A 22,917-nucleotide genomic window follows, 5' to 3' on the forward strand; every position below is an offset into this window, starting at 1 on the left:
CTCGGCAGTGGCGCAATTGCCAGGCTCCAACGGATTCCCGCCAGTCGCCCGAAAGAGCCGATCAGCAGTACTTGTGGCGGTCGGCGTGATGGGAGGCCGCCCCAGCACCCCTTGGCGGGAATCCGGCGGACGCCTAGGATCGGGCCATGCACACCGTCGCCGTCCTCGCCCTGGACGGAGTCATCCCCTTCGACCTGTCCACCCCCATCGAAGTGTTCAGCCGCACCCGGCTCCCCGGCGGCCGCCCGGCCTATCGCGTCCGCGTCTGCGCGCCCACCCCCGAGGTGGACGCCGGCGCCTTCGCGCTCCGGGCGCCCTGGCCGCTGGAGACCCTGGCGGAGGCGGACACCATCGTGCTGCCCGGGGTCGCCGACCTCGACGCGCCCCTGCCGCCGGAGGTCCTCGACGCGCTGCGCCGGGCGGCCGCCCGCGGCACCCGGATCGCGTCGATCTGCGTGGGCGCCTTCGTACTCGCCGCCACCGGTCTCCTGGACGGGCTGCGCGCCACCACCCACTGGACGGCCGCCCCCGCGCTGGCCGCCAGGTACCCCCGGATCGAGGTGGACGCCGATGTCCTCTACATCGACAACGGGCAGCTGCTGACCTCGGCCGGAGCCGCCGCCGGACTCGACCTGTGCCTGCACCTGATCCGGCGCGACCACGGCTCGGCCGTCGCCGCGGACGCCGCCCGGCTGTCGGTCATGCCGCTGGAACGCGAGGGCGGGCAGGCGCAGTTCATCGTCCACGAGCAGCCCCCCACCCCGCACGGGTCGGAACTGGAGCCGCTGCTGCGCTGGATGGAGGAGAAAGTCCACCACGAGCTGACCCTCGACGAGATCGCCGGCCGGGCCGGGATGAGCACGCGCACCCTCAACCGCCGCTTCCGCGAACAGACCGGCACCTCGCCCCTGCAGTGGCTGCACCGCGCCCGGATCCGCCAGGCCCAGTACCTGCTGGAGAACACCAGCCACCCCGTGGAGCGGATCGCCTCCCAGGTCGGCTTCGGCTCCCCGACGGCGTTCCGGGACCGCTTCCGGCGGGTCACCGGCACCAGCCCGAACGCCTACCGCCGCGCCTTCCAGGGGCACGCCGAGCGGTGACCCCGGCGCCGATCGCAGCGGGCCGTTCGGGCGACCTCACCAAGGCAAGGCGACGGGCAAGCCGCGCGTACGGCTCGGCTCAGCGCTCGGCGTCCGTCCGGCGCTCCCACAGCCGCCGGAGCCTCGGAGCCCGGGTGCGCCGCGCCCGCGAGTGCCGGTCCAGCTCCTCCACGAGCCGCTGGGAGCGCTTCTCCACGCCCAGCTCGTCCAGCACCCGGTCCACCTCCGCGAGCAGCGCACCGTACAGCTGCCACTGACCGGGGCGCGAGCGCGCCTCCTCCAGCAGCAGCCGCGCGGCCCGTTCGCGGCTGACCCGGGCCGCGTCCAGTTCCTGGCTCAACCGGGTCTCCGCCTCCTCCGCGCTCGTACTGATCTGGGCGGTGATCAGCACCGCGAAGTTCTCGACCGCGACCGCCATGTGCCCGAACAGCTCCCGCAGCGCTTCCGCGACCTCGTCCGGGAAGAGCGAGCCGTCCGTACGTTCCTTGGCCAGGTCCGTCATGGTGCGGCAGCAGACCCGCAGGACGACGGCGCAGATCTCCAGCGTGTCCAGCCCCGTACGGAGCACCAGCCGGAAGAGGAGCCCTTCCTTGACCCGGGGGTTGAGGCGCAGGCTGTCCTCGGCCTGCCGCAGCGCCGAGTCCACCCGCGTGATGTCGCTGTCCAGCCGGCGCGCCTCGTGCAGGCGTGCCGCCGCCTTCTCCACGGGGGTGTGCTCCGCGAGCTCGGCGCCGAGGTGGAAGAGCAGGTCGCCCATGCGCCGGGACAGTGACCGGATCGCCTCGTTCGCCGGCGCCACCCACACGGGCGGGGCGAGGAAGAGGTTGAACATGAGCCCCACGACGGCCCCGATCAGCGTTTCCAGCACGCGGTCCCAGGCGGTCGCGGCGACCCGGGTCACCCCGAGCACCAGCATCGCGCTGATCGCGACCTCGGGGACGAACTCGTCGACGCGGACGATGTGGCCGACGACGAGCGAGGTCAGGATGACCAGGCCCAGGCTCCACCAGGTGAGCCCGACGAGGGCGCTGAACCCGATGGCCACCAGGACGCCCGCGACGACCGAGTTGACGCGTCTGATGCCCGTGGTGAGCGTGGTGTAGAGGGTCACCTGGACGACGAGCAGCGCCGTCAGCGGCGCGGTCAGGGGCGCCGGCTCACTGCTCAGCGAGAGCGCGACGACGTAGGCCACGACGGCCGCCGCGGTCGAGCGGAACGTCTGGACGACGATCGGCTCCCGACTGCGGCGGACCAGGGAACGTACTGGAACGATGGCTTCCGGCAACATACGTGCCAGCCTTCCCGATCACAGCAGCAACACGCGTCACATGGTGCGCGCGTCGCACCGGGCGCGTCCTTCACACCGTGGCGTGAATGCGGGCGTGGATGGTCTTGCCGCCGTGAGGGGAGGGCCGGACGGTGATGTGCTGGGCGAGGTGGTTCACCAGGATCCAGCCCCATCCGCCGGTGCCTTCGACGTGCGGCGGGCGCGGCTGGGGCGGAGTGGGGCTGGTGTCGGTGACGCCGATGCAGATCGCCCCGTCGCTGACCGCGAGGTCGAGTACGCAGGGGCCGCGGGTGTGCCGGACGGCGTTGGTGACGAGTTCGCTGACGACGAGCAGCGTGATGTCCGCTGCGGCCGGTGTCACCTTCTGGCCGCGGTGCACGGCCTCGCCCAGGAACCGGGAGGTCGCCTCCCGGGCCCGGACGGCCGCGCCGGGATGCCGCGGCAGCTCAAGGTGTTGGATCGGGGGAGCCATCGGCTGCCTCCCGGTTCGGGGATGGAATTCCTACGTCTGTCTCCTGTTGCCTCGCCTGCCCTGCGGCCCCGCGTCCATGCGCCCGGCCCGACCCTCAAACCCGCTGCCAGCGCGGCGGGGCGGGCGGGGCGCCGGGCTCGGGCACCGGTTCCGCACCGCGCAGGTGCAGATCGCGCACCACGGCGGCGATCTCGCGCTGGAAGTGCTCCCAGGAGACCATCTGCTGCCAGATCGGGTCCGGCAGGCCGGGCACGGTGGCGCCGCGAGCGGCCCATTCGCGGGCCAGCTCGTCGTACAGCGGCGCGGACCTCAGGGCGTGGGCCGGCTGCCGGGGTAGGCGCATGGCCCGGGCTCCGTCGTCCGTGCCCCGGTGGCGCGCCGTGGTGGTGGGCGGGGAGTGCGTCGTGGCCATACCCGCATGAACGACTCGACGGCCGGGTGGACACGCGCCGCGCGGCGGCGGTTCCCGAGAACGCTACGGCCGGGAGGAATCAATATCTGTGCCCGCTGTATGAGATTTGATTGTGCCGTCGGGGGCGGGTTTTTACCCCAAGGGCAGACCAGGATTATTCCGCGGCCGCAAACCGCCGGAGCGTGCTACTGTCGATCTCAGTTGCAGTTGTGGTTCCCAAACTTTTCCGGTGGGGCAATCATCGCAGCGACGCGGTGTTCGCACAGTGCGGATCCCGATGCACTGCCCCAGAGGAGTTTTGAAAATGGCTGCAGGTACCGTCAAGTGGTTCAACGCGGAAAAGGGCTTCGGCTTCATCGAGCAGGAGGGTGGCGGTCCTGACGTGTTCGCCCACTACTCGAACATCGCCGCCCAGGGTTTCCGCGAGCTGCTCGAAGGCCAGAAGGTCACCTTCGACATCGCGCAGGGCCAGAAGGGCCCGACGGCGGAGAACATCGTTCCCGCCTGATTTTGACGCGTCACTCGTAGCTGGGGCCCGCATCCTTCAGGGGTGCGGGCCTCAGCTGCACGCATTTCCGGCGCCTTGGCGCCGCATTGTCTTCGTATTCCATTCGGTCCATTCTCGCAATTCTCCGCGCCCTACGCTGCTGCGGGAATTCCTTGATATGTGCCGTATCAAGGAAGGTCCCTATGAACCGTACTCACACTCGTACTCACACGCGTACACACTCCAATCAGCGAGGCGGCCGTCGTCCCGTTTCGGTGGGCGGCGAGTTCGCCCTCCCCAAGACGATCACCCCCGCACTGCCCGCCGTTGAGGCGTTCGCCGACCTCGACATGCCCGAGCAGCTGCTCGCCGCGCTCGGCGCGCAGGGCGTGACCGTCCCGTTCCCGATCCAGGGTGCGACGCTGCCGAACACCCTCGCGGGACGCGACGTCCTGGGCCGCGGGCGGACCGGCTCCGGCAAGACCCTCGCCTTCGGCCTCGCCCTGCTGGCCCGGACCGCCGGACAGCGCGCCGAGCCCCGCCAGCCGCTCGCGCTGGTCCTCGTACCGACGCGGGAGCTGGCCCAGCAGGTCACCGACGCGCTCACCCCGTACGCCCGCGCCGTCAAGCTGCGGCTGGCCACCGTCGTCGGCGGGATGTCGATCGGCCGGCAGGCGAGCGCGCTGCGCGGCGGCGCCGAAGTGGTCGTGGCGACCCCCGGCCGGCTCAAGGACCTCATCGACCGCGGCGACTGCCGGCTGAACCAGGTCGCCGTCACCGTCCTGGACGAGGCCGACCAGATGGCCGACATGGGCTTCATGCCGCAGGTCACGGCCCTGCTCGACCAGGTGCGTCCCGAGGGCCAGCGGATGCTGTTCTCCGCCACCCTGGACCGCAACGTCGACCGGCTGGTACGCCGCTACCTGACCGACCCGGTCGTGCACTCCGTGGACCCGTCCGCGGGCGCCGTCACCACGATGGAGCACCACGTGCTCCACGTCCACGGAGCCGACAAGCACCGGGCGACGACCGAGATCGCGGCCCGCGACGGCCGCGTGATCATGTTCCTGGACACCAAGCACGGCGTCGACCAGCTGACGCGGGACCTGCTGAGCAGCGGCGTACGCGCGGCCGCCCTGCACGGCGGGAAGTCCCAGCCGCAGCGCACCCGTACCCTGGCGCAGTTCAAGTCCGGGCACGTGAGCGTGCTCGTCGCCACGAACGTCGCCGCCCGGGGCATCCACGTCGACAACCTCGACCTGGTCGTCAACGTCGACCCGCCCACCGACCACAAGGACTACCTGCACCGCGGCGGTCGTACCGCCCGCGCCGGGGAGTCCGGCAGTGTCGTCACCCTGGTCACCCCGGCGCAGCGGCGCGACATGACGCGCCTCATGGCCGCCGCGGGCATCGTGCCGCTGACCACCCAGGTCCGCTCGGGCGAAGAGGCCCTCGGCCGGATCACCGGGGCCCGGACCCCGTCGGGCATCCCCGTGGTCATCACCGCCCCGGTGGCCGAGCGCCCCAGGCGCTCCGCGGCCCCCTCCCGGGGCCGGCGCCGCGCCCGTCCGGCGCGACAGCCGGCCTTCGACGCGGCGTAGAACACCCGCGCCCTCGCCCGTTGAACCGCCGTACCCCGGTCGGAACGCCTTCCGGCCCCTCCCACTGTGAGGTCCCATGCGCTGTGTCATCGCCCGATTCCCGTTCGACCTCACCAAGAGCGGGGTGCTGGAGTCGATGAAGGGCGTCAAGCCCGAGCCGATCGTGGGGGAGTCCGTGATCATCGGCCGCCGCCAGTACCCGGTCAAGCAGGTCGGCCAGATCATCACCCGGCAGGACCGGCGCGATTTCAGTGCCGGTGAGGTCGTCCGGGCCATGACCCTCCTCGGTTTCACCTGCCGCGGCCTTCCCCAGGCCGCCGCCGCACCCGAGCCCGCCCTGACCCCGCTCCAGCGGGCCTCCGCGATGCTCGGCAGCCCGGTGTCCGTCTGACCGACGGAGCCGTGGGCCGCAGGACACCCGCGGAACCAGGAACAACAGTGGGGCCCGACCGGTACGTACCGGTCGGGCCCCACCGCGTGTCATCGGGTGTCCGCGGTCGCGGAGTTCAGTGGTCGGAGTAGCTAAAGTCGCCGACGGTCCAGCCGGTGACGTCCTTGATCGAGACGCGGTACATGCCGCCCGTCTCCGGGATCCCGACCGGGCCCTGGAGGATCCTGGCGACGTGGAAGTGCAGATGGGTGGGTGGCCCCTCCCGCCGGGGGGCGGCGGTGAAGACGTCGGAGAACTCGCTCAGGCGAGGCGAGTCCGTGAGGACCTCCGACACGCGCTGCCTCCAGACGGCTTCGGGAGCGAGCCGGCCGGTGATCACAGCGCCACCCGTGACCACGGTGAGGGACATCTGATTGCTTTGCTCGGACTCGACCTTGGCGGCGACGTCCACGAGCAGCTCGTCAGGCTTCGACATGAGCCGATTCTATTCACCCGGAGATCCGGACCGCTCGGGGTCCTGCTCCGACCGCGGGCGGCCGCCGTTCGCGCCGGTCAGCCGGCACTCCTGCGGTACTCGCCGGTACGCGGCTGCGGTACGGTCCGCAGGCGCCGCCGCCCGTGCCGCCCCGTCCCCGGTTCGCCGCGCCGACGGCCGCGCCCGGTCGCCCGCGTGCCCGCCCGGGGCGCCGCCACCGGTGGCGCGAGCGCGAGAGCCGCGACGACGACCGCGACGACGCTGAGGATGATTACGGTGCTCACTGACATGTGCCGTCCTTCCGCAGGCTGGTTGATGTTCTTCCTCACCCAGTGTTACCGCTTGTGGATCGGATAAACACTTTCGGTGAGGGAAGCTGGTGGGGTCGGCGCGGCACCCGGGTCTGCGGATGGTGTTGTATTTCCTTCAGGGACCCTCGACGTGTCCCAAGAAGAGGTGCAAATGACAGCGGATGATTCGCTCGGCGGTCGACTCGATGACGATGACTACCCCGCGTACACGATGGGCCGGGCCGCCGAACTGCTCGGCACCACCCCCGGCTTCCTCCGTGCCATCGGAGAGGCCCGCCTGATCACCCCGCTCCGGTCGGAGGGAGGGCACCGCCGGTACTCGCGCTACCAACTGCGGATCGCGGCGCGCGCCCGCGAACTCGTCGACCAGGGCATCCAGGTCGAAGCCGCCTGCCGCATCGTCATCCTTGAGGACCAGCTCGAAGAGGCCCAGCGCATCAACGCCGAGTTCCGCCGCGCCGCGGCCGGCCCGCGCGCCGGGGACCGGGGCGAACCCCGCGGTGAGGGAGCCGGCTGAGCGTCGAGGCCGCGCCCGTGCGGGGCGCGGCGCCGGGCGGCCGGTGAACGCCCCTCGCGGCAAAGGCTGTTGGGACTTCCGGCACTTCCTCGTCACCTCCGTGACCGGCCGGCCCGGCGGGGCGCCGCCCGGCCCAGCCCGGTCAAGAGCCCGTCAGGATCGGGTCCGGCCCCGTCAGGGAGCCGTCAAGGGGGCCGCGCCCACGGGCCCCGTGCCGGAAGATGGGGGTGTACGGAAGGGGGCGAGGACGGAGGCCGATCATGAGGATCCCGCCACGTGACGCGGCCGCTTTCGCGGCTGCCCTGCTCGCGCCGTTCGCCGTCGCGCTGGCGCTCGTACCAGTGCGAGCCGACATGTCACACACCAATGTCGCGCTGGTCCTGGTGGTGGCGGTGGTCGCCGTATCGGCGCTCGGGAGCCGCTGGGCCGGGGCCCTGGCCGCGCTCTCCGCCGCCGCCTGGTTCGACTTCTTCCACACGGCGCCGTACCAGAGCCTGCACATCACGGACCGCGCCGACATCGAGACCGCCGTCCTGCTGCTCCTCGTAGGCCTGGCCGTCTCGCAGCTGGCCGCCCGGGCCCGGCTGCTGAGGGTGGTGGCGCTCACGGACGCCGGCCACCTGGAGCGGCTGCACGAGACGGCCCGTTTCGCGCGGTTCGCCGCCTCGCCCGACGACGTGGCCGAGCAGGTACGGAGGCAGCTGGTCGAGGTGCTCGAACTGCGGGCCTGCCGCTTCGAGCGGGGTTCGCTGCTCGGGCACCCGGCCCGGCTGGAACAGGACGGGTCCGTCAACGTTCCGGACTGGGTGTGGGACCTGGAGCGGCAGGGGTGGCCGCAGGGCGAGATCGAACTCCGCGCCACCTCGGGCGTTCGCTATCAGGGCCGCTTCATGATGATGCCCGTCCCGGGGGCGGTGGCGCCGCCGCTGGAGTCCCGGCTGGTCGCGGTGACGCTGGCGGCCCAGGCCGGGGCGGCCCTGGGCGACTCGGCCCCCCTGGCGCCGCGCCGCTGAGCGACCGGCCCCGCGGCGGACGTCACCCCTGATGTGCGGACGAGGGGTGGTGGCCCCACCACTGACGGGCACCGCTCACCCGACGTTACCGAGTGGTACTCACGCAACTCGGACGCTTTGCCCGGAATCAGGCTGCTATCTGGCGCGGGGGCGTTTCACGGATTGTCCTATGACCGTTCTAGGGTGAGGGGAAGCACAGCAGAGGGGACATTTGGCGTGGGTAAGCGGGGTGGCGCCACAAGGGGACGGTCTGCCGAGAACCGGCCGGCCGGGGCGGACGAGAACGGGCCCTACGTGGGCCGCCGGCGGAAGTCCGGAGGCGGGGCCGGCGGGACCGGCTGGGCCGGCCGGGCCGGCGGGGCACTGGCGGCTCGCCGGGCCGAGCTCCTGCGTGCCCTCGCGCCCCTTTTCGCGAAGGCCGGCGTACTCGGGAAGCGCCTGCGGCCGGCCTACCCGCGGCCCGGCCGCCTCGGCTGGCGCCGCTGGATACCCTCGGGACGCCAGTGGCTGGGCGCCTGTCTCTACCTCGTCGTGGGCATGTTCGGTGTCGTCGGCGTCGCCTACGCGACCACGGACATACCCGACGACCTCAATTCCTTCGCGACACAGCAGGACAACGTCTTCTACTGGGCCGACGGATCCAAGATGGCCCGGACGGGCTGGGTCAGCCGGCAGGAGATGCCGCTCGACAAGGTGCCCAAGAAGGTCCAGGGGGCCGTGCTCTCCGCGGAGAACGCCAGCTTCTACTCGGACCCCGGTGTCTCTCCCTCCGGCGTCATGCGCGCCGTGAAGGCCGCGGCGACCGGCGGCGAGACCCAGGGCGGCTCGACCATCACCCAGCAGTACGTGAAGAACGCCTACCTCAAACAGGACCGCACCCTGTCCCGGAAGTTCACCGAGGTCCTGCTGGCGATGAAGCTGGACAGCAAGACGGGCAAGAAGCAGATCCTGCAGGACTACCTCAACACCAGCTGGTTCGGCCGGGGCACCTACGGCATCCAGCGCGCCTCCCAGGCGTACTACGGCAAGGACGTCTCCCAGCTCAACGCCAGCGAGGGCGCCTTCCTGGCCTCCCTCCTCAAGGGCGCCGGACTGTACGACCCCGCCCTCAGCGTGAAGAACCACGAGCGGGCCGTCGAGCGCTGGGGCTGGATCCTGGACCGCATGGTCGAGACCGGCAACCTCTCGGCCACCGAGCGCGCCACCTACACCAAGTTCCCCGAGCCGATCGCCCCCTCCGTCGCCAGTGACGCCGACGCGCAGACCGGCTACCTGGTCGAGCTGGCCAAGCAGTACGCGATCAAGACCGGACACATCAAGGACGCCGACTTCGACCTCGGCGGCTACCAGGTCTACACGACCTTCGAGAAGACCCGCATGGCGGCCCTCACCGCCGCCGTGCAGAACACGCAGAAGAGCTTCGACGCCGACCGTCGCCCCAACACCGACACCTTCGCCAAGATCGGCGCGGCCAGCATCGCCCCCGACGGCCGGCTGCTCGCCGTGTACGGCGGCCCCGACTACCTGAAGCAGGGCTTCAACGAGTCGAACGCGACGACGATCCCGGCCGGCACGGCGTTCACGCCGTTCGTGTACGCCGCCGCCCTCGACGAGGGAGTGCTGCGCACGCGCGACAAGCCCCGTACGCCCGTCTCCCCGACGTCCCGCTACGACGGCAACGACAAGGTGACCGTACAGACGCCGGAGGGGCCGTACTGGGACCGCAGCGGCAAGGTGGTGAAGGGGAACAACGACGGGGACCGCAACTGGGGCCAGGTCACCCTGCGCCAGGCCGTCGCCGACTCCATCAACACCCCGATGCTCCAGCTCGGCCTCGACGTCGGCCTCGACCAGGCGCAGCTCTTCGCCCAGCGCTCGGGGTTCCTGAATTCGAGCCTCGGCCCCAAGGTCCCCGGCTTCGCGCTGGGGGAGAACTCGATGCCCAGCGCGATCCGCATGGCCAGCGCGTACGGGACCTTCGCCGCCGAGGGCATGCACACCGAGCCGTACTCGGTGCGCTCCATCACCCGCAACGGCGCCACGATCCCGCTCGTCGCGCCGAAGCCGGAGCGGGCGATGTCGGCCAAGGCCGCGAGCGCGGTGACGGACGCCCTGCAGGACGCGGTCACCGCGGGGTCGGCGAAGAGCGCGAACAAGGCGCACCCGGGCGCGGCGGGGAAGACGGGGACGACCGCCGCGAACACGGCCGGCTGGTTCGTCGCCAACACGGAGAGGGAGTCCACGGCCGTCGTGGTCTACCGGATGTCGCTGACCGACCTGATCCCGCTGCCGCTGACGGGGCTGGGCGGCGACGCCGCGAGCACCCCGGGCAGCGAGCGGGCGGTGCGCCTGTGGGCCGAGTACATCAAGGCCGTGAAGTGAGCTGAGAAACGCGGAGGCCGCCCGGGCTGGTTCCCGGGCGGCCTCCGCGTTTGCGTCCGCGTCCGCGGACGGGTTACTTGACCAGCGTCTTCCACTCCGGTGCCTGCGCGGGGTCGAGCGAGCGCAGCCGGGCCAGGACCGCCGGGTCCTGGACGTCGAGCCAGTCGGCGAGCTCCCGGAACGACACGCAGCGCACTTCGTCGCGCGTGCAGACGTCCTTCATGAACTCCTCGACGGCCTTCATGTAGATGCCGCCGTTCCAGTCCTCGAAGTGGTTGCCGATGTACATCGGCGCCCGGCTCCCGCTGAAGACGCGGTTGAAGCCGTTCATGTACGACTTGCGGGTCTGTTCGAGCCAGGCCGGGTACTTCGCCGGGTCGCCCTTGGTGCTGTCACCGGACTGGTTGAAGAGAAAGTTGAAGTCCATCGAGAGGACTTGTGTCTCTTTGCCCTGCAAAGGGACGAGTTGCAGCGGAAAGTTCCAAATGCCGTTCTGCTTGGACGGCCACAGCTGGAAGTCTCCCGAGGAGCTCGCGTCGTAGCGCCATCCGTAGGGCTTGATCGCGGTGATCAGGTTCTTCTGGCCCTCAAGGCACGGGGCGCGGCCGCCGACGAACTCCCGGTCCGGGTCGAACGGCAGGGGCGCCTCGCCCGAGAAGCCGGTGTTGGTCTTCCAGTTCTTCACGAACGAGTAGGTCTGGTCTATCTCGCTCTTCCACTCCTCGGGACTCCAGTCGTCGCCGCCCTTGGGGCCGCAGAAGTGGCCGTTGAAGTGCGAGCCGATCTCGTTGCCGTCGGTCCAGGCGCCCCGCAGCTGCTCCAGTGTGGTCTTCACGTGGGGGACGGTCGGGTACGAGATGGCGGCCGAGCCCTGGCTGTGCTGCGGCGGGCTGTACAGCATCCGCTTGCTCTCGGGCAGAAGGTAGATGCCCGTGAGGAAGAAGGTCATGTGGGCCTTGTTCTCGCGGGCCACCTCGCGGAAGTGCGAGAACAGGTGGTCGTCGCCTTCGAGCGCGCCGTCCCACGAGAACACCACGAACTGCGGCGGCTTCTCGCCGGGCTTCAGCTTCTCGGGCTTGAGCTGACCCGGCTGCGGCCCGGTGTACGAGGTCGAGCCGTCGCCCAGTACGTGGGTCTTGCCGTCCCAGGGCTTCTCGTCGGCCTTCGCGCCCTTGCCGTTGGCGGCCGTGGCGCCGGAGGCTGACTTTTTGTCGCCCTTGTCCCCCGAGGAACCATCGGGCCCGAAGGCGTAGGCGGTGACGGCGGTCGCGCTCACGGCTATCAGGCCGGCGCCGATCCCGATGCGCAGGCGCTTGCGGTTCCGGGCCTCCTTGGCAGCCTTGCGGGCGGCCCGGGACTCCGTCCGAGCGTGCGGTGCCTCTTCGGCCATCACCGTTGCCTCCCCCTTCGGTCACCGCAGCACCGTCGTGCATGGATGGTTCGTACGAATATAGAACGTGTTGGCACGCTCGTCGCACCCTGGTCCCCATTGCGTTCTCAGGTCACAGCAGACTCACAGGACGAGCTGATGGGCGGGGGTGCGGCGGGGCTCGGCCGGCCCCTCTCCAGAGGGGGGACAAAACACCCCATCGGTGTCCGCTGAGAGAACGGACCCACGTAGTCCGCAACTTGTGCGAAGATTCCGTCCCCCCGGTCTGTGTGGACCGGTGACAAGGGGAACTATTGTGATACCAAGAAGGTTCATACCCGCCGCCATCGGCGTGGTGGTGGCCACCGCGGTCGCAACGGCCGTATTTCTGCCCTCCGCCACCGCGACCAGCGCCAATGCGCCGCACGCCGCGGACAAGGCGACCGTCGACGCCTTCGGGCGCATAGCCGACGACGTGCTCTCGCGGCGCACCCAGGCTCTCGTCGAGGACCGGCCCAAGCACCGCGCCCCGACCGCGGGCTCGGGCGCCGTCAAGACGCGGATGTCGAGCGAGGTGGCCCGCGGCGAGGAGACGGCGGTGTCCTCGCTCCGCTCCCGCAAGACGCGGCTCAGGGACCTCGGCGAGGCCTACAGTGACGCGGACACCCGCGTGACCGTGGACAAGGCCACGGTCACCAACGGGAAGGCCACCGTCCAGGTCACCGAGGAAACCACCCTCACCTACAAGAAGCTCCGCGGCGACGAGCCGTCGTCCACGGGCTTCCGCACGCGGTACGAGATGAACCTCGTCAGCAAGCGTGGGGGCAACTGGGAACTGACCTCGATCAAGTCCCAGGAGAACGGCCCGGTTGCGGTCAACGAGCCGACCGTGGCCAAGGCCGCGGTCGTCTCGGACGACGGCCAGACCTACCCGGACGGCACCCCCGCGTCGACCAAGTACCCCGCTCCGGCGAAGCCCAAGGCGAAGAACACGGGCTACGACTACGCCGCCATGGCGGCGTACGCGGAGAAGTACTGGAAGAACTACAACCCCGCGTACCGGACGTTCAACGGGGGTGGCGGTGACTGCACCAACTTCGTCAGCCAGTCCCTGAAGGCCGGTGGCTGGCAGAACGTCTCCGGCACCACCAGCGACTACCGCAACTGGTGGTACAGCGGTTCCCAGCAGACCGACTCCTGGGTCGGCGCGAACGAGTGGGCCTGGTTCACCAACTCGAACAAGCGGGCCGCCAACCTGGCCAACGTCTACCAGCTGGATGTCGGCGACATCCTTCAGGTGGACTTCAACCGGGACGGGTCCAAGGACCACTCGATGATCGTTACGTACCGGAGCAGCGCGGGGATCCCTTACCTCACGTACCACTCCACCAACACGTACCGTAAGTCGCTGGCGAGCATCATCGCCTCGTACCCGGACGCGGTGTACTTCGCCTACCGCACCTGACGGGTGAGCCCGGCGGACCGGCCCAGCCGGTCCGCCGGGCTTTTCGTTTCCTCCCTTCGCGAAGCTCTGGACTTCCTCAAGTCGGGTTCCGCGCCCGCGCCCGCGAGGCACACCCTTTCCACGGGCACACGAAGGTGCCACCGGGAGAGCGGAACGGGGGTGGAGGCATGCATTTCCTGATGATCGTGGGAATCATCGTCCTCATCGTGATCGGCTCGCTGCTTCGCGCCGGCGGGGGCGGGTCGTCCCGCAAGCGGCGACGCGGCGGCTCGTGGGGGAGCGGCAGCAGCGGCGGCGGCTTCGGCTGTGGCTCGTCCTGCGGCGGCGGAGGCGACTGACACCACGGGTGCCGGGAGGGGGCTCCGCTCGCTCAGCGCGCCCAGCCCCGTAGTACGGCGGTGGCTCGCTCGGCGTCTGCCGGGCGCAGGCCGGCGATGGAGATGTGGTGGTCCCCCTGGGGCGCCTCGAAGACGTACGAGTCGCGGGATCCCGCGCCCAGCCGGAACGGCTCGGCGACCGCCACGTCGTTCTCGCCGTTGACGAACATGAGCGAGCTCCCGTGCCGGCGGACCCAGCGGTCGATGTCCGCCATCGCACCGGGCTCGAAGGTCATCGGGATGTCCCGCGGCACGTACGAGCGGACCTCCTGGACACCCGGGTGGCGCAGCAGCCCCTCCAAGTGCGGGGCGGAGAACTGCGCGTACCCGAGCTGTGTGCCCAGCTGGTGGAAGTACGGGGTGAACGCTTCGAGCGACTGGTCGGTGTAGACGGGAAGCAGGGTCACCCCCGCGATCCACGCGTAGAGGGCGTCGTCCGATGCGTCGGCGGCCGGTATGGAAGCGCAGCCGCCCGCCGACTGGTGCATCCAGAACATCATCGGCAGCCGCAGCACGGCGAGTTCGAACGCGCGGTCCGTGCTCCCGATGGTCCGGAAGGTGCCCTTCTCCTGCTCCGCCCACCGCCCGTACCGCTCCGTCATCGCCTCCCGCCGCAGCAGCGCCTGCCGCTGGGCCGACTTGAGGGCGGCGCGGCACTCGGCGGTGCCCACTTCCTCAAGACGGGCGTCGTAGGCGCTGTCGTCCCGGTCGTCGACGTTGTTGGGCGCGGCGTAGGCCACCGTGCCGACCACGTCCTGCGGATGGAAACGGCGGTGGTAGACCGCCGTCATCCCGCCCTTGCTTCCCCCGGTCGATATCCACGGCCCCCGGTACAGCGTCTTGAGCGCGGTGATCAGACGGTGGTGGTCGCTCGCCGCCTGCCAGATCGTGAGCGTGGACCAGTCCGGGGTCGCCGGCCGCGACGTCCCGAAGAACCGCTGCTCGGTGGTGATCTGGTTGGAGTCGAGCAACACGGACGGTTCTGCCAGCCGCTGCGGCGACGACCCCAGGTCGTACCCACCGGAGTACAGCACCATCGGGCGGTCGAAGGACTTGTGCACCAGCGTCAGCCGCTGCTCGAACGAGCCCCGGCCGGGATGGTGGTGGTCGGCGGGCTGGCGGAAGGCGAGGTCGAGGACGGTCTGCCCCGGCGCGCCGGGCCGCTCGGCGAGCAGGCGCAGGCCCGGCACCGCCGCGATGCGGGTCCTGATGTCACCGCCCGCCGGCTGCGCCAGCACCGGAGCGGTCATTCCCGTCACCGACAGCAGCGCCACCACGACCACCGTGAGCAGCCGTCTCATCGTGTTTTCCATACCCCCAGGCAACCGCACCCGAAGGGCCGGGGGATCCCCCGAGCGAGGATCGCGTCTCCCTCCCATGGGGGAAGACATACCGCGTCCGCTGAGCAAGCGGCGCTGAGCAAGCGGCGCGGAGCCCGGTCAGGCCGGGGGCGGACGGCGCCGCGGCCGGGCGGCGAGCACAGCCACGTCGTCCTCCGCGTGGCGCGCGTCGAGGCCCGCCACCACGGCGTCCACCAGCGCCTCGACCCCCGCCCCCACCGGCAGCCGCAGCCCCGCCAGCCGGGCCAGCGACACGTCGATGTCCTCGCCCCGCCGCTCCACCAGGCCGTCGGTGAACATCAGCAGGGTCTCCTGCGGCGTGATCCCGCAGGTGACGGCCTCGTACCCGCCCACCCCGGTACCCAGAGGCGGCCCGACGGGCACGTCGATCAAAGCGGCCGAGCCGTCCACCCCGAAGACCGCCGGCGGCAGATGCCCGGCGCTGGCGAACATCGCGACCCCGCGCGCGGGGTCGATCCGTACCAGCAGGCAGGTCGCGGGGCGCCGGGCCGGGTCCTCGGCGACCAGGGCGTCCAGCTGACGCAGCACGCGGTGCGGGGCGAGGTCCGTCGAGGCGACGTCCCGGAGGGTCGAGCGGTACGCGTTCATGTCCACCGCGGCGTCGAGCCCGTGGCCCATCACGTCCCCGACCACCAGCAGGGTGCGGCCGAAGTGCAGCCGGACCGTCTCGAACCAGTCCCCGCCCACCAGCGCCCGGTGGCCGGCCGGCAGGTAGCGGCTGGCGGTCTCCAGATTGGGATGCGGCCGGACCGGCTCCGACACCAGTGCCCGCTGCAGATGGAGCATGGTGTCCTCCGAGGCCGCCAACTGCCGGGCATGGCCGAGGTGCACCGCCGCCAGCCGGGCCGCGAAATGAATCGTCGCCGCCTCGTGGTCGCTGAACCCCCCGCGGGCCCGTACGGCGACCACCGCGCCGTAGACCCGGTCCCGGGCCAGCAGCGGGACCGAGACGGCGTGCACCCGGACACCGCCGGCGAGCACCGCCCACTCGGACAGCGGATGCCCGCCGTCCACCGCCCGTACCGAGGGCGCCACACCGCTCTCCGCCGGCAGCAGTCCGGCCGCCCCGGCCACCGCCACCCGGCTCGGCCCGCCGTCGTCCGTCCACAGATCCACCCCGACGGCGTCGCACAGGGTCCGGAACAGGAATCCGGCCAGCTCATCGCAGGTGGTGGCCTCGTCGAGCGAGGTCCCTACCTGTTCGGCGGCGGCCTCCACCGCCCGGAGCCGTGCCAGCAGCGCCTCGTGACCCCCGGTCGGTCCCCTGGACCTCCCGTCATGCTCCGACAAGACACCTCCCCGGCCTCACAGCCGAAGGAGCCATTCCATCAGGAGCCCCCTCGCCCCGCACGTCCGCCGCGCGCCTCCCGGGCACGAGCCTCGCCGGGGATCCGGGGCGATGAGCCATCATGGCCGGGTGAACGAGCCCCCGCCCACCCCCGACGGTCCCGGCGTCCCCACCGGATCCATGGCGGTGGCGCCGACACCCCGGACCGCCGTCGCATGGCTCCCCCCGGCCGGGCTCTGGCCCGCCATCCAGGACATCCGCGCCGCGCACGACCCCCAGATCCGCCGCTGGCCACCCCACGTGAACCTGGTCTTCGGCTTCGTCCCGGAGGCCGACTTCCCGGCGGCCGCCCCGCTGCTCGCCGCCCGCGCCGCCGAGCGGGAGCCGTTCGAAGCCCGCCTCAGCGGAGTACGCGTCTTCCGGCACCGGGTGTCCGCCACCGTGTGGATCGATCCCGCCGCGGCCGGCCTCGCCCCCTGGACGGCGCTCCGCAGCGCCCTGATCGAGCCGTTCCCCCGCTGCGGCGGACGCTTCCCCGCCTTCACCCCGCACCTGTCGCTGGGACGCACCCGCGATCCCCGGAGCGTGGTCGCCGAGTGCACCGCGCGCCTCGACGTCATGTCGGCGAGGGTCGAAGAGATCGTGCTGCTCTCCCGTCGCGGCGAGGGCCCCATGCGGCCCCGCGCCACCATCTCCCTGGGCACGGGCGCCGTGCGCTGGCACGCCGACACCGACCCGGAGGGCGAACCCCCGCCGCCGGCCCGCCCCGTCGCCCCTTGAGCGCCCGGTCCCTGGCCGGACCCGGCACCGTACCGGGGGCGGAATTCAAGCCGGGGGAAGGAATTCAGGAGGAAATAGGGCGTGGGCAGAATGCTCCCGACGTCTTGCACGATTCTCCTTCCACAGGTGCCAAAGGGCCAGCGTGTGCTGGAATCGGAGCATGTACCTCGACGAGCTCCGCACCCTGCTGGACCGGCACGCGCGGCCCGACTGGACCACCGACATCGACGGAGTGCTCATCTCCAAGGTCGACAGCGAGGACCCGCCGGCGCCGTCCACCTCCGGCACCGTGCTCGCGGTCATCGCCCAGGGCGCCAAGCACCTCGCGCTGGGCGACCGGGTCTACGAGTACGGGGCCGGCCAGTACCTCGTCGCATCGGTCGACCTGCCCGTCACCGGCCACTTCATCGGGGCCAGTGCCCAGCACCCGGCGCTGGGCTTCGGGCTCACGCTGGAACCCTCCGCCATCGCCGAACTGCTGCTGCTGGCCGGCCCCGGTGACGTGCCGCGCGCCGGCGGACAGGGCGGCGCGCTGCCCGGCATCGCCGTCAGCGACGCACCGCGGGGCCTGCTCGACGCGGTGGTACGGCTGCTGCGCCTGCTCGACGAGCCCCGCGACCGGGCGGTGCTCGCCCCGCTCGTCACGCGCGAGATCCTCTGGCGCGTGATGACCGGCGAGCAGGGCGCCATCGTGCGCCAGCTCGGTCTCGCCGACAGCAGCCTCAGCCATGTAGCGCGGGCGGTGCGGTGGATCCGGGAGCACTACACGCAGCCGTTCCGGGTGGAGGACGTGGCGCGGCTGTCCGGCATGAGCGTCTCGGCCTTCCACCGCAACTTCCAGGCGGTGACGGCGCTGAGCCCCATCCAGTTCCAGAAGCAGATCCGGCTGCAGGAGGCCCGGCTGCTGCTGGCCGTCCACCCCCACGACATCGCGCAGGTCGGCTACCGCGTCGGATACGACAGCCCGTCCCAGTTCAGCCGCGAGTACCGGCGCCAGTTCGGCGCCCCGCCCAGCGAGGACGCGACCCGCCTGAGCCGCTCCGTACGGGCCCCGGCGACCGTACTGCCCTGATGGTCTCCAGAAGAGCAGGATCATGCAAGGGAAGAGGAGAATTCTTCTTTTATCCGTGCCGGCCGGAATGCTTCCATAAAGGGGTCACATTCCGAGGGGAATTCGAATTCCCCGCCCCTTTTCCAGGAGGTACATCATGAAGGTCGCCATCGTCACAGGAGCCAGCTCCGGCATCGGACAGGGCGCGGCGCTCGCCATCGCGAAGCGCGGGGTGGGAGTGATCCTGACCTACGGAACCAACCGGCAAGGCGCGCTGGACACGGTGGCCGCGATCGAGAAGGAGGGGGGAACCGCCGTCGCGCTGCCGCTGGACGTGGGCGAGACCGCGGGCTTCCCGGTCTTCCGAGCCTCCGTGGTCGACGCGCTGCGCGGCACCTGGGAGCGGGACACCTTCGACCACCTGGTCAACAACGCCGGGTTCGGGCAGATGTCGATGTTCGAGGACACGACGGAGGAGCTGTTCGACAAGTTCACGAGGGTCCTGCTCAAGGGGCCGTACTTCCTGACGCAGACGCTGCTGCCGCTGATGGCGGACGGCGGCGCCGTCGTCAACGTCACCAGCAACTCCGCGCTGACCACCGGCGTGGAGGCGGGCTACTCGGCCTACGCGACGATGAAGGGCGGCCTGACGGTGCTGACCCGGTACATGGCCAAGGAGTTCAGCCGGCGAGGCATCCGCGTCAACGCCGTCGCGCCGGGCTCGACCAGGACCCGGATCTCGGACGACGCCTTCGAGCGGTTCCCCGAGGTCATCGAGCCGATCGAGGCCAAGACGGCGTTCGGCCGGGTCGGTGAACCGGAGGACATCGGCATGATGATCGCCACCCTCCTGTCCGAGGAGAGCCGCTGGATCACCGCGCAGAGCATCGAGGTGTCCGGCGGCTACGGGCTCTAGGAGGCCCCGCCTCCGGCCTCGCGGTCGCGGTCCCGGTCACGGTCGCCCAGGACCCTGGCGGTGAAGGCCGCGAGCTCGGCGCGCAGCCGCTCGCGCGGGGTGTCCAGTGCGCCCGCGAGGTGTTCGACGAGGTCGGCGCGGGTGGCGGCGAGCAGGGCGTGCGCGGTGAAGTCGCTCTCGCTCTCGGGGAGGCCGGGGATCTGCTCCAGCAGCGTCCGGAGCGTGCCGTGCCAGCCGCCGTAGTGCCCCGCCCGGTAGGGGCTGCTGCCGCCGGAGCCCTCCAGGGCGAGGGCGAGGTGGCGGTTGTCGTACTTGAAGCACAGGATCGCGTCGAGCAGCGCGGGCACCCGCAGCAGCGGCGCGGTGTCGGGACCCAGGGGTGGCGGACCGGTCTCCACGGCCTCCCGCACCGGCTCCAGCCGCGCTTCGACCAGTGCCCCGATGAGGCCGCCCCGGTCGCCGAAGGCCCGGAAGAGGGTGGCCTTGCCGACCCCGGCGGCCGCGGCGATATCGGCCATGGTGACGGCTTCGGGGCTCTCGCAGTGGGCGAACAGGTCGTCGGCCGCCTCGAAGACGGCCGCCTTGTTGCGGGCGGCGTCCTTGCGGGGCTTGCGTTCGGTCATGCCACTCCTCCAGTTGAAAAGCGGACCCAGGGTCCGTATCGTCGACATCGAAGCGGACCGCTGGTCCGTATTCTATGGGACGGAGCACTCATGTCACCTCGCACGGAGCCGGCGGACCTGTACCGCCACGGCCTGCGCCTGCTGCTGGACAAGGACATCCCCGCCTGGGTCGACCTGTGGGACGAGAACGGGATCTTCGAGTTCCCCTTCGCTCCCGAGGGCTGGCCCACCCGTCTGGCGGGCAAGGCCGCGGTCGCCGACTACATGCGCGGCTATCCCGACCACATCGACCTCCACGCCTTCCCCGAGGTGGCCGTCCACCAGACCACCGCGCCGGAGACCATCGTGGTGGAGATGCGCGGAACGGGCCGCCTGGTGGCGACGGACGCCCCCTTCGACATGCGCTACATCGCCGTGGTCACCGTCAGGAACGGCCTGATCAGCCACTACCGCGACTACTGGAACCCCCTGGCCCTCCCGCAGGACGCGGCGGCCGACTTCACCGGGAGCAGCCGATGACCGAGTCCGACGCCACCCTCGTCATCGGGGCCACCGGCACCACCGGCAGCCGCCTCGTCGCCCGCCTCGCCGTAGCCGGGCACCGGGTCACGGCGGCCGGCCGCAGCGCCACCGCCATGGACGGAGCCCGGGCCGTCCGCTTCGACTGGGACGACCCCGACACGTACGGGGACGCCCTCGCCGGCGCGGACCGCGTCTACCTGATCCCGCCGCCCGGCAGCCCGGACCCGGCCGGGGTCATGCTCCCCTTCCTGCGCCGGGCGCGCGCGGCCGGAGTGCGCCGCGCGGTCCTCCTCAGCTCCTCGGCGATCCCGGCCGGCGGCCCCGCCGTGGGCCGGGTCCACCAGGCCCTGCCCGGCCTGTTCGACGAGTGGGCGGTACTGCGGCCCTCCTGGTTCATGCAGAACTTCACCGGCGACCACGCCCACGCCCAGAGCGTCCGCTCCGAGGGCGTCATCCGCACCGCCGCCGGCGAGGGCCGCGTCGGGTTCGTGGACGCCGAGGACATCGCCGCCGTGGCCTTCCGCGCCCTGACCGACACGCGGGCCCCGAACACCGACCTGATCCTCACCGGGCCCTCGGCACTGAACCACCGTGAGGTCGCCGAGGTCCTCTCCGAGGTCACCGGGCGGTCCGTCGTCCACGAAGAGCTGACTCCCGAGCAGATGCGCGACCGGCTGGCCGCCTTCATGCCCGCCGAGTTCGCGGCCCTGCTCGCCGACATGGACCGGGCCATCGCCGCCGGAGCCGAGGACCGCACCACCGACACCGTGCGGAGGGTCACCGGTCTGCCGCCGCTCGACTTCCGCGCCGTCGCCCTGAGGGAGGCCGGGCGGAACCGATGAGGCTCTTGCCCAAGATTCTCCCAAGGTCGGGGCGACCCCGGTCCCGCCGACAGCCGACCGGGGCCCGCTCCGCCTAGCTTGGTGCGGTGTGACCACCGATGCGCAGAGCCATGAGGGCGGGCGAACCCCGGCGCGGCGCCGGTTCGTCCGGGCGGCCGTGGCGGGAGCGGCGGTCGTCGGCGCCGGACTCGCGTTCAGCGCCCGCGATGCCTCGGCTCCCGCCCGCCCCGGCGCGACACGCGCCCGGCCCACCACCCCGGAGGCGGCGCTACGGGAGCTGTTCGCCGGGAACCAGCGCTGGCGGACGCTGCACGAGCGGCACCCCGACGAGACGCGGACCGTGCGCCAGGAGCTGGTGGCCGGACAGCACCCGTTCGCCGTCGTCCTGGGCTGCGTCGACTCCCGGGTCCCGCCGGAACTGGTCTTCGACCAAGGGCTCGGCGACCTGATGACGGTGCGCTCGGCGGGCGAGGTCCTCGACGTGGCGGTGCTGGGGAGCGTCGCGTACGGCGTGGTGGAACTGGGCATCCCGCTGGTCGTGGTGCTGGGGCACCAGTCGTGCGGGGCCGTCGCGGCAGCGGTCCACGCCGACGAGAACGGCATCGAGCCGGCCGGCCCCCTGCGCTACCTCGGGGACCAGATCCGCCCCGCGATCGACCGCCGGCTCCGGGGCGAGGAGCGCGTCGACGCCGCGGTCACGGCCAACGTGCGCCTGGTGCGGTCGCGGCTGGCCGGCCAGCCCGAGCTCGCCGCCAGGATCGCGGCCGGGAAACTGGCCGTCGTCGGCGCCCGGTACGAACTGACCAGCCAGCGGGTCCGGCGGATCCACTGACCGCCGGCCCTGTCGTACGTCAGGCGCCGTCGCCCCGCCGGGCGCCGCGGAAGGTGCGCCGGTAGGCGTCCGGGGGCACGCCGACCGTGCGGTTGAAGTGGCGCCGCAGCGTGGTGGCGGTGCCCATGCCGGTGGCCGCGGCGATCGCCGCGACGGTGTCCTCGGTGGTTTCGAGGAGTTCCTGGGCGCGGTGGATGCGCTGGGTCAGCAGCCAGCGCAGCGGAGTGCTGCCGGTGATGTCGAGGAACACCCGCGCCAGGTGGCGCGAGCTCATGTTCGCCCGGCGGGCCAGGTCCTCCACCGTGAGCGGCTGGTCGAGCCGTCCCATCGCCCAGGTCAGCAGCGCCCCGAGGGGATGGTCGGGGCGTTCGGGCAGCGGCGTGGCGACGAACTGGGCCTGTCCGCCGGCCCGGTGGGGCGGGACGACCAGGCGGCGCGCGACCTGGTTGGCGACGGCCGCGCCGTGGTCGAGGCGGACCAGGTGCAGGCACAGGTCCATCGCGGCGGCCTTGCCCGCGGAGGTGAGGACGCTGCCGTGGTCGACGTAGAGCACGTCCGGATCGACCTCCACCCGGGGGTACTTGGCGGCCAGCGCCGCGGCGTGCAGCCAGTGCGTGGTGGCCCGGCGCCCGTCCAGCAGGCCCGCGGCGGCCAGGACGAACGCGCCCGTGCACAGGGAGGCCACCCGGGCGCCCGCCTCGTGGGCCGCGCGTACGGCGTCGACCAGCTCGGCCGGCGGGTCCCCGTCCGGGTCGGCGCAGGCGGGAACGATCACGGTGTCCGCGCGGACCAACTGGTCCAGCCCCGCGTCGGTTCGGAGCCGGAAGCGGTCGCCGACCGCCGCGGTGTCCGGGCCGCAGACGAGGAACTCGTACCAGGGGTCGACCAGATCGGACCGGTCCACCCCGAACACATCGCAGGCCATCGCGAGTTCGAAGTGCGGTACCCCGGAGGTCACGGCCAGCGCGACAAGGCTCATGTCCGAAAGTGTATGGGCCGTGGCAGTGCTGCCACTCACGGCCGTCCGCCACCGCGGGCAGGA

General features: G+C 71.6%; 25 protein-coding genes. 15 read left to right on the forward strand and 10 right to left on the reverse strand.

Annotated features, from left to right (window positions below; genetic code table 11):
- Positions 1–146 precede the first annotated feature (146 nt).
- Positions 147–1,100 (forward strand): GlxA family transcriptional regulator, encoded by a 954-nt coding sequence (locus EES41_RS33790; protein WP_123081695.1) that lies wholly within the window; start codon positions 147–149, stop codon positions 1,098–1,100.
- 79 nt (positions 1,101–1,179) lie between these two features.
- Here the strand turns inward: EES41_RS33790 and EES41_RS33795 are convergent, their stop codons facing one another.
- The 3 genes from EES41_RS33795 to EES41_RS33805 all read right to left on the reverse strand — a co-directional run bounded on the left by EES41_RS33795 (position 1,180) and on the right by EES41_RS33805 (position 3,272).
- Complete coding sequence (locus EES41_RS33795; RefSeq protein ID WP_123081696.1) at positions 1,180–2,388, reverse strand: aromatic acid exporter family protein; 1,209 nt, start codon at positions 2,386–2,388, stop codon at positions 1,180–1,182.
- A gap of 70 nt (positions 2,389–2,458) precedes the next feature.
- Positions 2,459–2,860 (reverse strand): ATP-binding protein, encoded by a 402-nt coding sequence (locus tag EES41_RS33800; protein WP_123081697.1) that lies wholly within the window; start codon positions 2,858–2,860, stop codon positions 2,459–2,461.
- A gap of 94 nt (positions 2,861–2,954) precedes the next feature.
- On the reverse strand, positions 2,955–3,272 hold the full coding sequence (locus EES41_RS33805) for a hypothetical protein (protein ID WP_123081698.1): 318 nt from the start codon (positions 3,270–3,272) through the stop codon (positions 2,955–2,957).
- Positions 3,273–3,576: 304 nt separating this feature from the next.
- On the opposite strand from EES41_RS33805, the gene EES41_RS33810 reads away from it, so the two are divergent.
- The 3 genes from EES41_RS33810 to EES41_RS33820 all read left to right on the forward strand — a co-directional run bounded on the left by EES41_RS33810 (position 3,577) and on the right by EES41_RS33820 (position 5,751).
- Positions 3,577–3,780 carry a cold-shock protein gene (locus EES41_RS33810; protein WP_008743748.1) on the forward strand — a complete coding sequence of 68 codons (204 nt, stop codon included), beginning with the start codon at positions 3,577–3,579 and terminating at the stop codon, positions 3,778–3,780.
- A 182-nt stretch (positions 3,781–3,962) separates the two neighbouring features.
- A complete protein-coding gene (locus EES41_RS33815) occupies positions 3,963–5,360 on the forward strand; it encodes a DEAD/DEAH box helicase (RefSeq protein WP_123081699.1) in 1,398 nt (465 codons plus the stop codon).
- Between the two features lie 76 nt (positions 5,361–5,436).
- Positions 5,437–5,751 carry an SCO5918 family protein gene (locus tag EES41_RS33820; RefSeq protein ID WP_073776935.1) on the forward strand — a complete coding sequence of 105 codons (315 nt, stop codon included), beginning with the start codon at positions 5,437–5,439 and terminating at the stop codon, positions 5,749–5,751.
- 115 nt (positions 5,752–5,866) lie between these two features.
- Here EES41_RS33820 and EES41_RS33825 read toward each other — a convergent pair whose 3' ends face one another.
- Positions 5,867–6,226: a hypothetical protein gene (locus EES41_RS33825; RefSeq protein WP_008743744.1), complete on the reverse strand. Its 360-nt coding sequence runs from the start codon at positions 6,224–6,226 to the stop codon at positions 5,867–5,869.
- A gap of 77 nt (positions 6,227–6,303) precedes the next feature.
- On the reverse strand, positions 6,304–6,510 hold the full coding sequence (locus EES41_RS41705; RefSeq protein WP_164496017.1) for a hypothetical protein: 207 nt from the start codon (positions 6,508–6,510) through the stop codon (positions 6,304–6,306).
- A gap of 178 nt (positions 6,511–6,688) precedes the next feature.
- Between EES41_RS41705 and EES41_RS33830 the strand changes: the two genes are divergently transcribed.
- The 3 genes from EES41_RS33830 to EES41_RS33840 all read left to right on the forward strand — a co-directional run bounded on the left by EES41_RS33830 (position 6,689) and on the right by EES41_RS33840 (position 10,449).
- Positions 6,689–7,054, forward strand: a complete 366-nt coding sequence (locus EES41_RS33830) for a MerR family transcriptional regulator (RefSeq protein WP_123081700.1) — start codon at positions 6,689–6,691, stop codon at positions 7,052–7,054.
- 260 nt (positions 7,055–7,314) lie between these two features.
- Positions 7,315–8,067, forward strand: coding sequence for a DUF4118 domain-containing protein (locus EES41_RS33835; RefSeq protein ID WP_123081701.1), 753 nt, complete (start codon positions 7,315–7,317; stop codon positions 8,065–8,067).
- Between the two features lie 117 nt (positions 8,068–8,184).
- Positions 8,185–10,449, forward strand: a complete 2,265-nt coding sequence (locus EES41_RS33840; protein WP_123081702.1) for a transglycosylase domain-containing protein — start codon at positions 8,185–8,187, stop codon at positions 10,447–10,449.
- Between the two features lie 73 nt (positions 10,450–10,522).
- Here EES41_RS33840 and EES41_RS33845 read toward each other — a convergent pair whose 3' ends face one another.
- Positions 10,523–11,839 carry a hypothetical protein gene (locus EES41_RS33845; protein ID WP_164496018.1) on the reverse strand — a complete coding sequence of 439 codons (1,317 nt, stop codon included), beginning with the start codon at positions 11,837–11,839 and terminating at the stop codon, positions 10,523–10,525.
- Positions 11,840–12,134: 295 nt separating this feature from the next.
- On the opposite strand from EES41_RS33845, the gene EES41_RS33850 reads away from it, so the two are divergent.
- Positions 12,135–13,283 carry an amidase domain-containing protein gene (locus tag EES41_RS33850; protein WP_123081703.1) on the forward strand — a complete coding sequence of 383 codons (1,149 nt, stop codon included), beginning with the start codon at positions 12,135–12,137 and terminating at the stop codon, positions 13,281–13,283.
- A 167-nt stretch (positions 13,284–13,450) separates the two neighbouring features.
- Complete coding sequence (locus EES41_RS41710; protein ID WP_164496019.1) at positions 13,451–13,621, forward strand: hypothetical protein; 171 nt, start codon at positions 13,451–13,453, stop codon at positions 13,619–13,621.
- A 32-nt stretch (positions 13,622–13,653) separates the two neighbouring features.
- Here the strand turns inward: EES41_RS41710 and EES41_RS33855 are convergent, their stop codons facing one another.
- Positions 13,654–14,961: a S28 family serine protease gene (locus EES41_RS33855; protein ID WP_250569682.1), complete on the reverse strand. Its 1,308-nt coding sequence runs from the start codon at positions 14,959–14,961 to the stop codon at positions 13,654–13,656.
- 138 nt (positions 14,962–15,099) lie between these two features.
- Complete coding sequence (locus EES41_RS33860) at positions 15,100–16,311, reverse strand: PP2C family protein-serine/threonine phosphatase (protein ID WP_123081705.1); 1,212 nt, start codon at positions 16,309–16,311, stop codon at positions 15,100–15,102.
- Between the two features lie 127 nt (positions 16,312–16,438).
- Here EES41_RS33860 and EES41_RS33865 point away from each other — a divergent pair, with 127 nt between their 5' ends.
- The 3 genes from EES41_RS33865 to EES41_RS33875 all read left to right on the forward strand — a co-directional run bounded on the left by EES41_RS33865 (position 16,439) and on the right by EES41_RS33875 (position 19,056).
- A complete protein-coding gene (locus tag EES41_RS33865) occupies positions 16,439–17,089 on the forward strand; it encodes a 2'-5' RNA ligase family protein (RefSeq protein ID WP_254211669.1) in 651 nt (216 codons plus the stop codon).
- Positions 17,090–17,249: 160 nt separating this feature from the next.
- A complete protein-coding gene (locus tag EES41_RS33870) occupies positions 17,250–18,161 on the forward strand; it encodes an AraC family transcriptional regulator (RefSeq protein WP_123081707.1) in 912 nt (303 codons plus the stop codon).
- A gap of 136 nt (positions 18,162–18,297) precedes the next feature.
- The gene (locus EES41_RS33875; RefSeq protein WP_123081708.1) at positions 18,298–19,056 is read left to right on the forward strand and encodes an SDR family NAD(P)-dependent oxidoreductase; all 759 of its coding nucleotides are present in this window, start codon (positions 18,298–18,300) and stop codon (positions 19,054–19,056) included.
- Here EES41_RS33875 and EES41_RS33880 read toward each other — a convergent pair.
- The gene (locus EES41_RS33880; RefSeq protein ID WP_123081709.1) at positions 19,053–19,679 is read right to left on the reverse strand and encodes a TetR/AcrR family transcriptional regulator; all 627 of its coding nucleotides are present in this window, start codon (positions 19,677–19,679) and stop codon (positions 19,053–19,055) included. The genes EES41_RS33875 and EES41_RS33880 overlap by 4 nt on opposite strands.
- 90 nt (positions 19,680–19,769) lie before the next feature.
- Here EES41_RS33880 and EES41_RS33885 point away from each other — a divergent pair, with 90 nt between their 5' ends.
- From EES41_RS33885 to EES41_RS33895, 3 genes are all read left to right on the forward strand, one after another.
- Positions 19,770–20,198 (forward strand): nuclear transport factor 2 family protein, encoded by a 429-nt coding sequence (locus EES41_RS33885; RefSeq protein WP_123081710.1) that lies wholly within the window; start codon positions 19,770–19,772, stop codon positions 20,196–20,198.
- Positions 20,195–21,043, forward strand: a complete 849-nt coding sequence (locus tag EES41_RS33890) for an NAD(P)H-binding protein (protein ID WP_123081711.1) — start codon at positions 20,195–20,197, stop codon at positions 21,041–21,043. Before EES41_RS33885 ends, EES41_RS33890 begins: the two co-directional genes overlap by 4 nt.
- A gap of 88 nt (positions 21,044–21,131) precedes the next feature.
- Positions 21,132–21,875 carry a carbonic anhydrase gene (locus EES41_RS33895; protein WP_123081712.1) on the forward strand — a complete coding sequence of 248 codons (744 nt, stop codon included), beginning with the start codon at positions 21,132–21,134 and terminating at the stop codon, positions 21,873–21,875.
- A gap of 19 nt (positions 21,876–21,894) precedes the next feature.
- On the opposite strand, the gene EES41_RS33900 is transcribed toward EES41_RS33895, so the two are convergent.
- The gene (locus EES41_RS33900; protein ID WP_123081713.1) at positions 21,895–22,854 is read right to left on the reverse strand and encodes a helix-turn-helix domain-containing protein; all 960 of its coding nucleotides are present in this window, start codon (positions 22,852–22,854) and stop codon (positions 21,895–21,897) included.
- Positions 22,855–22,917: the final 63 nt, after the last annotated feature.

The sequence above is a fragment of the Streptomyces sp. ADI95-16 genome, from assembly GCF_003721495.1.
GTDB lineage: Bacteria > Actinomycetota > Actinomycetes > Streptomycetales > Streptomycetaceae > Streptomyces > Streptomyces goshikiensis.

Bases quoted from the DNA above. Each gene is read 5' to 3' on its own strand.
- EES41_RS33790 (WP_123081695.1), top strand. From the start codon at position 147: ATGCACACCGTCGCCGTCCTCGCCCTGGACGGAGTCATCCCCTTCGAC.
- EES41_RS33795 (WP_123081696.1), bottom strand. From the start codon at position 2,388: ATGTTGCCGGAAGCCATCGTTCCAGTACGTTCCCTGGTCCGCCGCAGT.
- EES41_RS33800 (WP_123081697.1), bottom strand. From the start codon at position 2,860: ATGGCTCCCCCGATCCAACACCTTGAGCTGCCGCGGCATCCCGGCGCG.
- EES41_RS33805 (WP_123081698.1), bottom strand. From the start codon at position 3,272: ATGGCCACGACGCACTCCCCGCCCACCACCACGGCGCGCCACCGGGGC.
- EES41_RS33810 (WP_008743748.1), top strand. From the start codon at position 3,577: ATGGCTGCAGGTACCGTCAAGTGGTTCAACGCGGAAAAGGGCTTCGGC.
- EES41_RS33815 (WP_123081699.1), top strand. From the start codon at position 3,963: ATGAACCGTACTCACACTCGTACTCACACGCGTACACACTCCAATCAG.
- EES41_RS33820 (WP_073776935.1), top strand. From the start codon at position 5,437: ATGCGCTGTGTCATCGCCCGATTCCCGTTCGACCTCACCAAGAGCGGG.
- EES41_RS33825 (WP_008743744.1), bottom strand. From the start codon at position 6,226: ATGTCGAAGCCTGACGAGCTGCTCGTGGACGTCGCCGCCAAGGTCGAG.
- EES41_RS33830 (WP_123081700.1), top strand. From the start codon at position 6,689: ATGACAGCGGATGATTCGCTCGGCGGTCGACTCGATGACGATGACTAC.
- EES41_RS33835 (WP_123081701.1), top strand. From the start codon at position 7,315: ATGAGGATCCCGCCACGTGACGCGGCCGCTTTCGCGGCTGCCCTGCTC.
- EES41_RS33845 (WP_164496018.1), bottom strand. From the start codon at position 11,839: ATGGCCGAAGAGGCACCGCACGCTCGGACGGAGTCCCGGGCCGCCCGC.
- EES41_RS41710 (WP_164496019.1), top strand. From the start codon at position 13,451: ATGCATTTCCTGATGATCGTGGGAATCATCGTCCTCATCGTGATCGGC.
- EES41_RS33855 (WP_250569682.1), bottom strand. From the start codon at position 14,961: ATGAGACGGCTGCTCACGGTGGTCGTGGTGGCGCTGCTGTCGGTGACG.
- EES41_RS33870 (WP_123081707.1), top strand. From the start codon at position 17,250: ATGTACCTCGACGAGCTCCGCACCCTGCTGGACCGGCACGCGCGGCCC.
- EES41_RS33875 (WP_123081708.1), top strand. From the start codon at position 18,298: ATGAAGGTCGCCATCGTCACAGGAGCCAGCTCCGGCATCGGACAGGGC.
- EES41_RS33880 (WP_123081709.1), bottom strand. From the start codon at position 19,679: ATGACCGAACGCAAGCCCCGCAAGGACGCCGCCCGCAACAAGGCGGCC.
- EES41_RS33885 (WP_123081710.1), top strand. From the start codon at position 19,770: ATGTCACCTCGCACGGAGCCGGCGGACCTGTACCGCCACGGCCTGCGC.
- EES41_RS33890 (WP_123081711.1), top strand. From the start codon at position 20,195: ATGACCGAGTCCGACGCCACCCTCGTCATCGGGGCCACCGGCACCACC.
- EES41_RS33900 (WP_123081713.1), bottom strand. From the start codon at position 22,854: ATGAGCCTTGTCGCGCTGGCCGTGACCTCCGGGGTACCGCACTTCGAA.